Raw genomic sequence first — 14,784 nt, 5'->3', positions numbered from 1 at the left:
GGCAGTCACCCGGGGTGCGTCAACGATCGCCACACTCGGCACGCCGAGTGATAATCACCCTAAGGGTGGTTTCCCGTGTCCCTCGTCCGGGAAAGGCTACTCGAATGCGCGAGCGAGGACCGGCATACCGTTCACTGGCTGCTGGTTCCGAAGTCCTCGGGCGAGATCTGGTCGAGGAACTCGCGGAACTTCTCCACCTCGTCCTCCTGCTCGTCCGGGATCGCGATACCGGCGTCGTCCAGCACGCCGTCGCTGCCGTAGATCGGCGTTCCGGTGCGCAGCGCGAGCGCTATGGCGTCGGACGGCCGGGCACTGACCTCCACGCCGCTGGCGAAGACCAGCTCCGCGTAGAAGACCCCCTCGCGCAGATCCGTGATCCGGACCTCCGTCAGCTGCTGGCCGACCGCTTCGAGTACGTCTTTGAAAAGATCATGGGTCAGCGGGCGCGCCGGAGCCATGCCCTGCTGAGCGAAGGCAATCGCGGTCGCCTCACCTGGTCCGATCCAGATGGGGAGGTACCGGTCGCCTCCCACTTCACGCAGGAGCACGATCGGTTGGTTGGAGGGCATTTCCACCCGGACACCCACGACGTCGAGCTCGTTCACACAGCAACCCTAGGACGTGCCCGGCCGGTTTGGATAGTCGGGGCCCGGTCGATCACCGCTCCTGGACCCTCAGAGCCGACCGCACCAGCGCCGCGTGCAGCTGTACGGAGAGGGTGGCAAGCTCCCGCACACTGGCCTCCGCATGCGCTCTGGTCTGCGGGTTTCTATGCAACCGCAGCGGAGCGACCACCTGCTCGACCATGCCGGCCTCGCGCTCGGCGGAGGCTTTCATGATTCGCAGATGACGTGGTTCCAGGCCGAAACGACCAAGTTCGGCGATGAGCCGGGCGACGGTCACCGCCTCGATGTCGTACCCGCCGTCCGCGGTCGGCGCGAGCAGCCCGTACGACTCCCATTCGGCCAGCTGCACCTCGCTGACCTCGGCCGTTGCCAGCAGCTCGGCACGGCCCAGCCGGGCGGCCGTGGGGCCGTCCGCGGCCGCCCCGGTACCGCCGTCGAGCGCACCGGGCTGCCGTGCTCCCTGCGGAACGGCAGGAAGCTGCAACGGCTCGCCCCGATCCAAGGCGTCCAGATGCTCCCGGATGACCTTGAGCGGCAGGTAGTGGTCACGCTGCATCCGGAGGATATGGCCGAGCCGCTCCACATCCCGCCGGCTGAATTTGCGATAGCCGGAGGGCGTCCGCCGCGGCTCGACCAGACCTTCCGACTCCAAGAAGCGGATCTTGGAGATGGTGACCTCGGGGAACTCGTCCCGCAACAGATTCAGCACGGTGCCGATGCTCATCGACCGGCTGCCCGTGGGGGCGGTGCCGGTACCGGCACCGCCCGACGGTGTCTGAAGCATGGACCTCCCCTGACGGGTCAGATGCCGACGCCCCGCTGGCTCGGGTAGAAGACCAGCCGGTACTTACCGATCTGCACCTCGTCGCCGCTGGCCAGCACCACCGGCGCGTCGATCTGCTCCCGGTTGAGGTACGTCCCGTTGAGGCTGCCGACGTCCGAGACGGTGAAGCTGCCGTCCTGGCCGCGCCGGAACTCCACATGGCGGCGGGAGACCGTCACATCGTCCAGGAAGATGTCGCTCTGCGGGTGACGGCCCGCCGTGGTGACATCACTGTCCAGCAGGAAGCGACTGCCCGAGTTCGGCCCGCGGCGGACGACCAGCAGCGCCGATCCCATCGGCAGCGCCTCGACGGCGGCCTGCGCCTCCGGGCTGAGCGACGGCAGCGGCGTCTGCCCGGTCACCTCGGAGTCGTACGCCTCGAGACCCGAGATCGAAATGGTGGAGGTGGTCTCCGAGGCACGCTCGGAGGGGGCGCCGCCCCGCAGCGGGGCGCCGCAATTGGAACAGAACCGGCTGGCCTCCGCGTTCCGGTGGCCGCACCGCTGACAGACAGGCAAGCCGAACCCTCCACCACTGTGAGCGGCCGATGGCTCCTGGAAACCTATGGGGCCGGTCGCGGAGGGGTCAACAGACTCGCCCTGGGAGCCGACCTGGTCCCGGAACAGCGGGCGCTCCTCGGTCCCCCCTCCGCTCTCCTCCGCGGCACGCGAGGCGCGGTGGCGAGCGGTACTGCTGCCGCCATCCTGGCGGGCACTCTTGCCGAACAACTTCCCGAACAACTTCACGGGCGATTCCCCTTGACTGAAACAGACCCGCCCGTGGGGCAGGACAAACCCTCGATGCACACACCAGACGGTCCGGACATCCTCACAACGTCCGTGACCACCAGACAGTTTCCATCACGCGCGGATCTTCTGGTGCGTTGACCCCCCGCGTCCACATGGTCTCCCCGAGAGACCCTCATTTCGAACCGCCTCACCGTGATGACGACCGAGCGTAGTCAGGCCGCTTCGCCGATCGCAAGGCATCCACAACGATCTTCTTCTCCCGCCGCACGGACACAGTGGCCTGCTCCTTCTCCAGGCTCTGCACCACCCCGCCGGGGATGTTCAGCGCCGGCTCCAGATCTTCCGGCTTGCCGATCACCTTCACAACATACGGTTGCGTCACTTTCCGTCCATCGATCTGGATCGCGCCACCGCTGTCCGCGAAGTAGGTGCCGGCGACCACTCGCACCTTGCCGATCTGGATCGCCTCGGCGCCCGCCGCGCGCAGCTCCTGCACCGTGTCGAGCAGCATGTCCGACTCCACGGAGCCCCGGGAGTCGTCGATGGTGATCGTGATGCCAGGACCTTGTGCTGCCACCGTACCCGCGAGCACGCCCAGCTGCTGCTCCTTCTGAAGCGTCTGTTTGCGGGCCTCCTCGGCCTGGTCCGAGCTGTTCTCCAGCTCGGTGCGCTGGTTCTCCAGCCGTCGCTTCTCGTCCTGGAGCCGCTGGGTGCGGGAGTCCAGCTCGTCGAGGATCCGGACCAGGTCCTCCTGCCGGGCGCCGCGCAGCACGCTGTTCTCGTTGGTCGAGCGCACCTGGATGGCGAGGCCCAGGCCGAGGCCGAAGAGCAGCAGGGCGACGATCAGCTGCGCACGGGTCAGCCGCGGCGGCCATACACCCTTCAGCAGCCGCTGGCGGCCGGACAGGGCCTCTTCCGACCCCTTCTCGGCCCCGCGGCCGCCCTGCCCGGCTCCGGGGCCGGGGGCGGGCCCCACACGCTCCCCGGGGCCGCTCCTGGGCCCGCCGGGGGGCCTGGTGCCCTCGGCGGGCGGCGTGGGCGTGCCGCCCGGCTTGACGGGCCGGCCCTGGGCCTGCGGCGGCAGAGCCTCGGGCAGCACGGCCTTGGGCAGGGGCGTCCGGAGAGCGACGTCCTTGAAACCGCCCGGCGGCGGCCCGGCGGGCCTGCCCGGCTCACTCCGCTGAGACGCGGACGGCCTTCCCGACTCACTCCGCGGGGGCCCGGCGGGCCTGCCCGACTCACCTCGCGGGGGCGTGGACGGCCTGCCCGGCTGCTCCCGTACGTCACGATGCTCGGGCTTCCGGGCGGGCGACGGGGTGCCCGGCCGCGGCGTTTCGGCCACCGACGGCCGCTCCGGCCGCGCCCGCTCGCGCGGCTCCGGCTCCCCGGACGGCGCGGGCTTCTCGGCCGTCTCCGGCCGTCGCGGCGGCTCGGGCGATCGCCGCGGCGGCTCAGCGGCCGGTTCGGTCTCTCCGGCCTTCGCTGCCGGCTCGGGCTTCTCGGGCCGCTCGGGCTTCTCTTCCCTCTCGGCCAGTCGCGGCGTTTCGGCCGACCGTCGGTTTTCGGCCGACTCCGGCCGCTCGGGCTGCTCAGGGGTGTCGTCGGTCGTCATCGGCCTCACGCCCGGAAGACATGGCGGCGGATCGCGGCCGCGTTGGAGAAGATCCGGATACCGAGCACCACCACGACTCCCGTCGACAGCTGGGCACCGACGCCCAGCTTGTCACCGAGGAAGACGATCAGTGCGGCCACCACCACATTGGACAGGAACGATACGACGAAGACCTTGTCGTCGAAGATCCCGTCCAGCATCGCCCGGAAGCCCCCGAAGACCGCGTCGAGTGCCGCCACGACGGCGATCGGCAGATAGGGCTCGACCACCGTCGGCACCACGGGTCGAACCACAAGTCCGACCACGACTCCCACGATGAGCCCCAATACGGCGATCACGATGTGCCCTTCCCTGTGTCGGCGTCACCCTTGCCGGAGCCACCGGCTATCGGTTCCGCGGTGCGTACGATCAGGCTCGGCGCGGCCGGAAGCCGGAGCGAGTCCTGGGCGGAAATGCTCGTGCGGATGTCATAGTTCTGCTGCAGCACATGCAGATACTGGCCGTCCGCGCTGTTCTGGAAGGCGGTGCTCAGCCGCTGCCCGTCCCCCACCGCGAGCACCGTATACGGCGGCGCCAGCGGCTTGTTGTCGACCAGTATGGCGTCTCCCGCGGCCCTGATCGCCGAGAGCGCCGTCAGCCTCTGCCCGTTGATCGAGATGGCCTCCGCGCCCGACTCCCACAGGCCGTTGACGACGCGCTGCATGTCGTGGTCGCGCACCCGGCCGGTATCGGAGAAGTCGGCGCTCTCCCGTGGTCCCCCGCCGCCGCCGGCCGCGCCCTTGGCGTCGTCGACCACCAGCTTCACCCCGGGGCCGGTCACTTCGTTGGCCCCCGAGAGCAGCGCCACCAGATCGGCCTTGGCTCCGCCGTGCTTCTCCAGTGCCTGCCGCTGCTTCTCCCCGACCTCGCCACGGAGCTTGTCCACACTCCTGGCGAGCTCGTCCGCGTTCGAGTTCCCCGTCTCGATACGGTCGATCAGTTCTCCCCGCTCCTTGGCCAGCGTGGGCGCCGATATCCGCGCCTCGGCGGCGCCGACGGTGATGACCACCGCGACCAGGACAAGGCCGAGAGCCAGCCCCAGTTTGGCCCGCAGGGTGCGCGGCAGGCCCGAGCGGCCGGTCTCCCCGCGCCGCGCGGCGGCCTCGGCGTACCCGTCGTCGAGGCTGTGATCCATCACATTGGTCAGCAGCGACATGGACGCGTCGAGGCGCGGGCGAGGGCGCGGCGATGCTGTGCTCCGAACGGGGGGCGGCTGCGACATGCCGCACATCGTCGCACGTGGGGGCCGCCGCCACCGAATGGCCCCTCCGGCGTGCCGGATCGGGGACCTCGGGGCGGCGCCCCCCACGCGCTCAGACGTGCGGAGACGGCCTCGGGATCAGCGCCCCGCGCTGTCCACCACGCTCGACCACTCGTCCAGCAGGGCCTGCGCGGACGCGTCGTCCGGGCCCTCCGCCCACAGATGGGTGACCGCCTCGGCCGGGTCGGGCAGCACCATGACCCACCGCCCGTCGGCCTCCACGACCCGCACCCCGTCGGTGGTGTCCACCGAACGGTCGCCCGCGGCCTCCACCACATGCCGCATGACCAGGCCCTTGACCGCCCAGGGGGTGGCCAGATCACGCCGCTGGACATGCGCCCGCGGGATCCGCGCATCGATCTGGCTCAGCGTCAGCTGAGTGCGCGCCACCAGCCCGATCAGCCGGACGAAGGCGGCCGTACCGTCGAAGACGCTGCTGAACTCGGGAATGATGAATCCGCCGCGCCCGTCACCGCCGAAGATGGTGGTCTCCGACCGGGCGACCCGGGTCAGATCGTCCGCCGCGGTGGTCGTCCACTCCACCTGCGTGCCGTGATACGCCGCCACCTGCTCGGCGATACGGGTCGTGGTCACCGGAAGCGCCACCCGCCCGCTGCGCCGCTCCGCGGCCACCAGGTCCAGCATCACCAGCAGCGTCCGGTCGTCCTCCACGATGCGGCCCCGCTCGTCGACGAGCGAGAACCGCTCACCGACCGGGTCGAACCGCACTCCGAACGCGGCACGCGCCGAGGCGACGATCTCGCCGAGCCGGGCCAGCCCCGATCGGCGGGCGTCGGCGGTCTCCGTCGGACGCGCCTCGTTCAGACCGGGGTTGATGGTCAGCGCGTCCACCCCGAGCCGTCCCAGCAGGCTCGGGAGCACCAGCCCGGCGCTTCCGTTGGCGGCGTCCACGACGACCTTGAGACCGGATTCGGCGATCCCGCTGATGTCCACGGCGCGCAGCAGCGAGCCCGTGTACGAGTCGAAGACGCTCGACGGGAAGCTGAGGTCACCGATCTCGCCCGGGAAGGCCCGGCGGTACTCCTGGCGGGCGTAGACCCGGTCCAGCTTCCGCTGACCGGCCGCGGACAGATCGGCGCCCCGCTCGTCGAAGAACATGATGTCCACCGAGTCCGGCACCCCGGGCGAGGTCCGGATCATGAACCCGCCGGCACTGCCGCGCGCGGTCTGCTGCCGGGCCACCGGCAGCGGTACGTTCTCCAGGTCCCGTACGTCGATGGCGCTGGTCTGCAGGGCGGAGATCATCGCCCGTTTGAGCGCCCGCGCGCCCCTGGAGTGGTCACGCGCGGTGGTGACTGTGGAGCCCTTCTTGAGGGTCGTCGCATACGCTCCGGCGAGCCGCACCGCCAGCTCCGGGGTGATCTCCACATTGAGGATGCCGGAGACGCCGCGGGCGCCGAACAGATGAGCCTGCCCCCGGGACTCCCAGATCACCGAGGTGTTGACGAACGCGCCCGCCTCGATGGTCTTGAACGGATAGACCCGGACATTGCCCTGGACGATCGATTCCTCGCCGATCAGGCACTCATCGCCGATGACGGCCCCGTCCTCGATCCGGGCGGCGCGCATGATGTCGGTGTTCTTGCCGATGACACAGCCGCGCAGATTGCTCTGCTGGCCGACGTACACGTTGTCGTGCACCACGGCCTTGTGCAGAAAGGCGCCGCTCTTCACCACGACATTGGAGCCGACGACGGTGTGCTCACGGATCTCGGTGCCGGCCTCCACCTTGGCGTAGTCGCCGATGTAGAGCGGACCGCGGAGCACGGCCTCCGGATCCACATCCGCCCCTTCGGCGACCCATACGCCGGGCGAGATCTCGAATCCGTCGAGTTCGACGTCGACCTTGCCCTCGAGAACGTCGGCCTGGGCCTTCACATAGCTCTCGTGGGTGCCGACGTCCTCCCAGTAGCCCTCGGCGACATACCCGAAGATGGGCTTGCCTTCCTTCATCAGCTGGGGGAAGACATCTCCGGACCAGTCGACCGGAACGTCGGGCTCGACATAATCGAAGACCTCCGGCTCCATGACATAGATGCCGGTGTTGACCGTATCGGAGAAGACCTGACCCCAGGTCGGCTTCTCCAGGAAACGCTCGACCTTTCCGGCCTCGTCGACGATGGTGATACCGAATTCGAGGGGATTGGGGACGCGCGTCAGACAGACGGTGACAAGGGCTCCGTTTTCCTTATGGAAATTGATCAGATCCGTAAGGTCGAAATCCGTCAGGGCGTCACCCGAGATCACCAGAAAGGTGTCGTCCTTGAGCGCTTCCTCCGCGTTTTTGACGCTACCGGCAGTGCCGAGTGGCTTCTCCTCATTCGCGTACGTGAGCTCCATACCGAGCTCCTCGCCGTCACCGAAGTAGTTCTTCACCAGGGACGCGAGGAACTGGACTGTCACCACGGTCTCGCTGAGCCCATGCCGCTTGAGCAGCCGCAGCACATGCTCCATGATCGGCCGGTTGGCCACGGGCAGCAGCGGTTTGGGCATGGTCGAGGTCATCGGGCGCAGACGAGTTCCCTCGCCCCCTGCCATCACGACGGCCTTCATGTCGGAAGCGTCCTCCTTGAAGAGACGACGGTCATGCCGACCGCGCCCGCCCGATGGCCCTTACACTTACCGCGCTACGGGCCCCGGCCTCTATGGACGCCGCTACGGCGAGCTCAGTCGGCCGCGGTGTCCGCCCTGACAAGTCGGCGGACCTGAACCACGTAGAGGACTCCTGCCCACCAATAGAGTGTTGTACCCCATCCGGCGAACGCCCATCCGAAAATTGCGGCGGTCGTGTGAAGCCAGCCACTTCCCTCACTCAGAAGGAGCAAGGGGAAGGCGTACATCAGGTTGAAGGTCGCCGCCTTGCCGAGGAAGTTCACCTGGGGCGGCGGATAGCCGTGGCGCCGGAGGATGCCCACCATCACAAGCAGGACCAGCTCTCGCGCGAGAAGGACCGCGGTCAGCCAGAGGGGCAGGATCTCGCGCCAGGTGAGACCGACAAGCGTTGACAGTATGTAGAGCCGGTCGGCCGCCGGGTCGAGAAGCCGGCCGAGGCTGCTGATCTGGTTCCAGCGACGGGCCAGCTTCCCGTCGAGATAGTCGCTGACACCGCTGAACGCCAGCACCAGCAGTGCCCAGCCGTCGCTGTTGGGCCCGCCGAACTCGGGCCGGAGGATCAACCACAGGAAAAGCGGCACGCCGACGAGGCGCGCAGCGCTGAGGATGTTCGGGATGGTGAGCACACGGTCCGTCTGAACTCGTGTCTCCTGTACCTCCACCCGGGAGCCTCCCGTGAGAAACAGGCCGATGATGCTCCATGACTCTACCGGTAGGCCCGCATGGGTTCCGCACCGGGGCGTACCGGACATGGACATAAAAAAGACCCCGAGGGAAGCAGATTCCCATCGGGGTCTTTTTGAAGAATTGTTCGGCGGTGTCCTACTCTCCCACAGGGTCCCCCCTGCAGTACCATCGGCGCTGAAAGGCTTAGCTTCCGGGTTCGAAATGTAACCGGGCGTTTCCCTAACGCTATGACCACCGAAACACTATGAAACCAAAACCGGAACCACACCCCAAAAGGGGGGGCTCAATACGGTTCATTGCTTCAGAACCAACACAGTGGACGCGAGCACCTGAGGACAAGCCCTCGGCCTATTAGTACCAGTCAACTCCACCAGTTACCCGGCTTCCATATCTGGCCTATCAACCCAGTCGTCTACTGGGAGCCTTAACCCATCAAGTGGGTGGGAGTCCTCATCTCGAAGCAGGCTTCCCGCTTAGATGCTTTCAGCGGTTATCCCTCCCGAACGTAGCCAACCAGCCATGCCCTTGGCAGAACAACTGGCACACCAGAGGTTCGTCCGTCCCGGTCCTCTCGTACTAGGGACAGCCCTTCTCAAGACTCCTACGCGCACAGCGGATAGGGACCGAACTGTCTCACGACGTTCTAAACCCAGCTCGCGTACCGCTTTAATGGGCGAACAGCCCAACCCTTGGGACCGACTCCAGCCCCAGGATGCGACGAGCCGACATCGAGGTGCCAAACCATCCCGTCGATATGGACTCTTGGGGAAGATCAGCCTGTTATCCCCGGGGTACCTTTTATCCGTTGAGCGACGGCGCTTCCACAAGCCACCGCCGGATCACTAGTCCCGACTTTCGTCCCTGCTCGACCCGTCGGTCTCACAGTCAAGCTCCCTTGTGCACTTACACTCAACACCTGATTGCCAACCAGGCTGAGGGAACCTTTGGGCGCCTCCGTTACCCTTTAGGAGGCAACCGCCCCAGTTAAACTACCCACCAGACACTGTCCCTGATCCGGATCACGGACCCAGGTTAGACATCCAGCACGACCAGAGTGGTATTTCAACAATGACTCCACACTGACTGGCGTCAATGCTTCACAGTCTCCCACCTATCCTACACAAGCCGAACCGAACACCAATATCAAGCTATAGTAAAGGTCCCGGGGTCTTTCCGTCCTGCTGCGCGAAACGAGCATCTTTACTCGTAGTGCAATTTCACCGGGCCTATGGTTGAGACAGTCGAGAAGTCGTTACGCCATTCGTGCAGGTCGGAACTTACCCGACAAGGAATTTCGCTACCTTAGGATGGTTATAGTTACCACCGCCGTTTACTGGCGCTTAAGTTCTCAGCTTCGCCACACCGAAATGTGACTAACCGGTCCCCTTAACGTTCCAGCACCGGGCAGGCGTCAGTCCGTATACATCGCCTTACGGCTTCGCACGGACCTGTGTTTTTAGTAAACAGTCGCTTCTCGCTGGTCTCTGCGGCCACCACCAGCTCACCAAGAAAATCGGATCACCAGCAATGGCCCCCCTTCTCCCGAAGTTACGGGGGCATTTTGCCGAGTTCCTTAACCATAGTTCACCCGAACGCCTCGGTATTCTCTACCTGACCACCTGAGTCGGTTTAGGGTACGGGCCGCCATGAAACTCGCTAGAGGCTTTTCTCGACAGCATAGGATCATCCACTTCACCACAATCGGCTCGGCATCAGGTCTCACCCCTGAATGAGGAACGGATTTACCTACTCCTCGGGCTACACCCTTACCCCGGGACAACCACCGCCCGGGCTGGACTACCTTCCTGCGTCACCCCATCACTCACCTACTACAGGTCTGGACCGTCGGCTCCACCACTCCCCTTCACCCGAAGGCTCCAGGGCGGCTTCACGGACTTAGCATCGCCTGGTTCGACGTTGGCGCTTCAAAGCGGGTACCGGAATATCAACCGGTTGTCCATCGACTACGCCTGTCGGCCTCGCCTTAGGTCCCGACTTACCCTGGGCAGATCAGCTTGACCCAGGAACCCTTAGTCAATCGGCGCACACGTTTCCCACGTGTGTATCGCTACTCATGCCTGCATTCTCACTCGTGAACCATCCACAACTCGCTTACACGGCTGCTTCACCCGGCACACGACGCTCCCCTACCCATCACAGCGATCGTTGGACCACATGCTGCAATGACACGACTTCGGCGGTACGCTTGAGCCCCGCTACATTGTCGGCGCGGAATCACTTGACCAGTGAGCTATTACGCACTCTTTCAAGGATGGCTGCTTCTAAGCCAACCTCCTGGTTGTCTCTGCGACTCCACATCCTTTCCCACTTAGCGTACGCTTAGGGGCCTTAGTCGATGCTCTGGGCTGTTTCCCTCTCGACCATGGAGCTTATCCCCCACAGTCTCACTGCCGCGCTCTCACTTACCGGCATTCGGAGTTTGGCTAAGGTCAGTAACCCGGTAGGGCCCATCGCCTATCCAGTGCTCTACCTCCGGCAAGAAACACACGACGCTGCACCTAAATGCATTTCGGGGAGAACCAGCTATCACGGAGTTTGATTGGCCTTTCACCCCTAACCACAGGTCATCCCCCAGGTTTTCAACCCTGGTGGGTTCGGTCCTCCACGAAGTCTTACCTCCGCTTCAACCTGCCCATGGCTAGATCACTCCGCTTCGGGTCTTGAGCGCGCTACTATATCGCCCTATTCGGACTCGCTTTCGCTACGGCTTCCCCACACGGGTTAACCTCGCAACACACCGCAAACTCGCAGGCTCATTCTTCAAAAGGCACGCAGTCACGAGACACCAGCAAGCTGATGTCCGACGCTCCCACGGCTTGTAGGCACACGGTTTCAGGTACTATTTCACTCCGCTCCCGCGGTACTTTTCACCATTCCCTCACGGTACTATCCGCTATCGGTCACCAGGGAATATTTAGGCTTAGCGGGTGGTCCCGCCAGATTCACACGGGATTTCTCGGGCCCCGTGCTACTTGGGAAATACTCAAGCAAGTTGCTGACATTTCAGCTACGGGGGTCTTACCCTCTACGCCGGGCCTTTCGCATGCCCTTCGCCTACATCAACAATTTCTGACTCACCGACCGGCCGGCAGACCGATCAAAAGCACTCCCACAACCCCGTATGCGCAACCCCTGCCGGGTATCACACACATACGGTTTAGCCTCATCCAGTTTCGCTCGCCACTACTCCCGGAATCACGGTTGTTTTCTCTTCCTGCGGGTACTGAGATGTTTCACTTCCCCGCGTTCCCTCCACATACCCTATGTGTTCAGGTATGGGTGACAGCCCATGACGACTGCCGGGTTTCCCCATTCGGACACCCCCGGATCAAAGCTCGGTTGACAGCTCCCCGGGGCCTATCGCGGCCTCCCACGTCCTTCATCGGTTCCTGGTGCCAAGGCATCCACCGTGCGCCCTTAAAAACTTGGCCACAGATGCTCGCGTCCACTGTGCAGTTCTCAAACAACGACCCGTACCCCGTCACCCACACTCACCGCATGGTTCACCGGGACCGGCCGAAGGACGAGCGTGATAGCCCGTGCCCTCAGACACCCAACAGCGTGCCCGGCCCGACCCTCAAATCCACCAGTCTCGTTCCACGCCCCAAAAGGGGCAGTACTAGAGACAGCGGACCAGACGGCCGTGCCGAATAGTCAACGTTCCACCCATGAGCAAACCGTGCGAGACATGCGCTCGCAGTCGGCTATGCGCTCCTTAGAAAGGAGGTGATCCAGCCGCACCTTCCGGTACGGCTACCTTGTTACGACTTCGTCCCAATCGCCAGTCCCACCTTCGACGGCTCCCCCCACAAGGGTTGGGCCACCGGCTTCGGGTGTTACCGACTTTCGTGACGTGACGGGCGGTGTGTACAAGGCCCGGGAACGTATTCACCGCAGCAATGCTGATCTGCGATTACTAGCGACTCCGACTTCATGGGGTCGAGTTGCAGACCCCAATCCGAACTGAGACCGGCTTTTTGAGATTCGCTCCACCTCACGGCTTCGCAGCTCATTGTACCGGCCATTGTAGCACGTGTGCAGCCCAAGACATAAGGGGCATGATGACTTGACGTCGTCCCCACCTTCCTCCGAGTTGACCCCGGCAGTCTCCTGTGAGTCCCCATCACCCCGAAAGGCATGCTGGCAACACAGAACAAGGGTTGCGCTCGTTGCGGGACTTAACCCAACATCTCACGACACGAGCTGACGACAGCCATGCACCACCTGTACACCGACCACAAGGGGGCCCCTGTCTCCAGAGGTTTCCGGTGTATGTCAAGCCTTGGTAAGGTTCTTCGCGTTGCGTCGAATTAAGCCACATGCTCCGCCGCTTGTGCGGGCCCCCGTCAATTCCTTTGAGTTTTAGCCTTGCGGCCGTACTCCCCAGGCGGGGAACTTAATGCGTTAGCTGCGGCACGGACGACGTGGAATGTCGCCCACACCTAGTTCCCAACGTTTACGGCGTGGACTACCAGGGTATCTAATCCTGTTCGCTCCCCACGCTTTCGCTCCTCAGCGTCAGTATCGGCCCAGAGATCCGCCTTCGCCACCGGTGTTCCTCCTGATATCTGCGCATTTCACCGCTACACCAGGAATTCCGATCTCCCCTACCGAACTCTAGCCTGCCCGTATCGAATGCAGACCCGGAGTTAAGCCCCGGGCTTTCACATCCGACGCGACAAGCCGCCTACGAGCTCTTTACGCCCAATAATTCCGGACAACGCTTGCGCCCTACGTATTACCGCGGCTGCTGGCACGTAGTTAGCCGGCGCTTCTTCTGCAGGTACCGTCACTCTCGCTTCTTCCCTGCTGAAAGAGGTTTACAACCCGAAGGCCGTCATCCCTCACGCGGCGTCGCTGCATCAGGCTTTCGCCCATTGTGCAATATTCCCCACTGCTGCCTCCCGTAGGAGTCTGGGCCGTGTCTCAGTCCCAGTGTGGCCGGTCGCCCTCTCAGGCCGGCTACCCGTCGTCGCCTTGGTAGGCCATCACCCCACCAACAAGCTGATAGGCCGCGGGCTCATCCTGCACCGCCGGAGCTTTCCACACGCATCCCATGCGGGAGCGTGTCATATCCGGTATTAGACCCCGTTTCCAGGGCTTGTCCCAGAGTGCAGGGCAGATTGCCCACGTGTTACTCACCCGTTCGCCACTAATCCCCGGCCGAAACCGGTTCATCGTTCGACTTGCATGTGTTAAGCACGCCGCCAGCGTTCGTCCTGAGCCAGGATCAAACTCTCCGTGAATGCTTCCGGGATATCCCGGCAACACATCACGAGAGCGGAGCAGACCGGAGGAATAATCCAGTCCGCTCACAGCGTCCTCGCTGTGTATTTTTCCAAAGGAACCTCGTCCGAGATGGACGGGGTATCAACATATCTGGCGTTGACTTTTAGCACGCTGTTGAGTTCTCAAGGAACGGACGCTTCCTTCGAAACCGTTTCACCGGTCTCTCCGGGCGCTTCCCTTCGGTGTTTCACACGCTATCAGACCATTTCCCGCTCTCCGAACCGGTGTCTTTCGCGAGGCATGCGAAAGCGGATCCGAGATTTGGATCAAGTAGCTGATGGCGCTGCCCTGAACCTGGATGTACACGCAGATGACCGCAGTGCTTCATCCGGTGGGCAGGAGTACGACAGTACAGCGCCTCGCGAGGCCGTGGCAAATCGTTTCCAGGCCCGAGCGTCCACTCTGCCAGCGCCACGTGTGCGGAATCCGAAGTTCCTATGACTTACTCTTCTGGGCAGTGCGCTGTCCGGGACAGACGGTGACGGCGCGTGATGATTCTTCACCCCGGGAGGCCCCCATGACCAGCGTGACCTCACCGGTCACCGGCCGCGTGATCGGACTCGAAGCGGTTCCCGATCCGGTGTTCTCCGGCGCCATGGTCGGTCCGGGCACGGCGATCGACCCGGTGCTCGAGCCCTTTGTGGCCGTGGCTCCGGTCGACGGCATCGTCGTCTCTCTGCACCCGCACGCGTTCGTCGTCGTGGACGGGGAGGGGCACGGTGTGCTCACCCACCTCGGCATCGACACCGTGCAATTGAACGGTGAGGGCTTCGAGGTGCTCATCAACAAGGGGGACACCGTCAAGCGGGGCGACGCGATCGTGCGCTGGGACCCGGCCACCGCCGTGGCCGCGGGCAAGTCGCCGATCTGTCCGATCGTGGCGCTCGAGGCCACCGCCGATGCCCTGTCCGACGTCAAGCAGGACGTCGACGTGAAGCCGGGCGACACGCTCTTCAACTGGTGAGCCGCGCGTACGCTCGGCGGCCGGTGGGGACCGGGGCCGGGTGGCGCGCACTGCTGGTACGACATCCACCATGGCGGGG

Annotated in this window: 9 protein-coding genes and 3 rRNA genes; 1 reads left to right on the top strand and 11 read right to left on the bottom strand. The window is 64.5% G+C overall.

All coding sequences use genetic code 11. The features are described 5' to 3' along the window. Positions 1-131 precede the first annotated feature (131 nt). The 11 genes from BLV72_RS41435 to BLV72_RS41380 all read right to left on the bottom strand — a co-directional run bounded on the left by BLV72_RS41435 (position 132) and on the right by BLV72_RS41380 (position 13,698). The gene (locus tag BLV72_RS41435) at positions 132-605 is read right to left on the bottom strand and encodes a bifunctional nuclease family protein (RefSeq protein ID WP_014058684.1); all 474 of its coding nucleotides are present in this window, start codon (positions 603-605) and stop codon (positions 132-134) included. A gap of 52 nt (positions 606-657) precedes the next feature. Further along, positions 658-1,410 carry a transcriptional regulator FtsR gene (gene ftsR, locus BLV72_RS41430; protein ID WP_093468927.1) on the bottom strand — a complete coding sequence of 251 codons (753 nt, stop codon included), beginning with the start codon at positions 1,408-1,410 and terminating at the stop codon, positions 658-660. Positions 1,411-1,427: 17 nt separating this feature from the next. Then, positions 1,428-2,255: a double zinc ribbon and FHA domain-containing protein gene (locus BLV72_RS41425; RefSeq protein WP_371864435.1), complete on the bottom strand. Its 828-nt coding sequence runs from the start codon at positions 2,253-2,255 to the stop codon at positions 1,428-1,430. Between the two features lie 130 nt (positions 2,256-2,385). Then, positions 2,386-3,282, bottom strand: a complete 897-nt coding sequence (locus BLV72_RS41415) for a DUF881 domain-containing protein (protein ID WP_425288560.1) — start codon at positions 3,280-3,282, stop codon at positions 2,386-2,388. A 533-nt stretch (positions 3,283-3,815) separates the two neighbouring features. After that, a complete protein-coding gene (locus tag BLV72_RS41410; protein ID WP_014058688.1) occupies positions 3,816-4,148 on the bottom strand; it encodes a small basic family protein in 333 nt (110 codons plus the stop codon). Further along, positions 4,145-5,071 carry a DUF881 domain-containing protein gene (locus BLV72_RS41405; protein ID WP_093468926.1) on the bottom strand — a complete coding sequence of 309 codons (927 nt, stop codon included), beginning with the start codon at positions 5,069-5,071 and terminating at the stop codon, positions 4,145-4,147. Before BLV72_RS41405 ends, BLV72_RS41410 begins: the two co-directional genes overlap by 4 nt. A gap of 117 nt (positions 5,072-5,188) precedes the next feature. Further along, positions 5,189-7,684: a mannose-1-phosphate guanyltransferase gene (locus tag BLV72_RS41400; protein WP_093468924.1), complete on the bottom strand. Its 2,496-nt coding sequence runs from the start codon at positions 7,682-7,684 to the stop codon at positions 5,189-5,191. A gap of 113 nt (positions 7,685-7,797) precedes the next feature. Continuing rightward, positions 7,798-8,406, bottom strand: coding sequence for a cardiolipin synthase ClsA (gene clsA / locus BLV72_RS41395; protein WP_014058691.1), 609 nt, complete (start codon positions 8,404-8,406; stop codon positions 7,798-7,800). Between the two features lie 147 nt (positions 8,407-8,553). Next, positions 8,554-8,670: ribosomal RNA gene (gene rrf / locus BLV72_RS41390) — 5S ribosomal RNA — on the bottom strand. A 92-nt stretch (positions 8,671-8,762) separates the two neighbouring features. Beyond that, positions 8,763-11,883, bottom strand: a 23S ribosomal RNA gene (locus BLV72_RS41385). A 288-nt stretch (positions 11,884-12,171) separates the two neighbouring features. After that, positions 12,172-13,698, bottom strand: a 16S ribosomal RNA gene (locus BLV72_RS41380). The 16S, 23S and 5S rRNA genes sit together here, the layout of an rRNA operon. Before the next feature lie 560 nt (positions 13,699-14,258). Between BLV72_RS41380 and BLV72_RS41370 the strand changes: the two genes are divergently transcribed. Then, the gene (locus tag BLV72_RS41370; protein WP_093468922.1) at positions 14,259-14,705 is read left to right on the top strand and encodes a PTS sugar transporter subunit IIA; all 447 of its coding nucleotides are present in this window, start codon (positions 14,259-14,261) and stop codon (positions 14,703-14,705) included. Positions 14,706-14,784: the final 79 nt, after the last annotated feature.

The organism is Streptomyces melanosporofaciens (genome assembly GCF_900105695.1).
GTDB lineage: Bacteria > Actinomycetota > Actinomycetes > Streptomycetales > Streptomycetaceae > Streptomyces > Streptomyces antimycoticus.
The sequence above is the reverse complement of the archived record's forward strand: the minus strand, read 5'-3'. Positions and strand labels throughout refer to the sequence as shown.

Excerpts from the sequence above, each read along its gene's own strand:
- ftsR (WP_093468927.1), bottom strand. The coding sequence starts at position 1,410 with ATGCTTCAGACACCGTCGGGCGGTGCCGGTACCGGCACCGCCCCCACG.
- BLV72_RS41405 (WP_093468926.1), bottom strand. The coding sequence starts at position 5,071 with ATGTCGCAGCCGCCCCCCGTTCGGAGCACAGCATCGCCGCGCCCTCGC.
- BLV72_RS41400 (WP_093468924.1), bottom strand. The coding sequence starts at position 7,684 with ATGAAGGCCGTCGTGATGGCAGGGGGCGAGGGAACTCGTCTGCGCCCG.
- BLV72_RS41370 (WP_093468922.1), top strand. The coding sequence starts at position 14,259 with ATGACCAGCGTGACCTCACCGGTCACCGGCCGCGTGATCGGACTCGAA.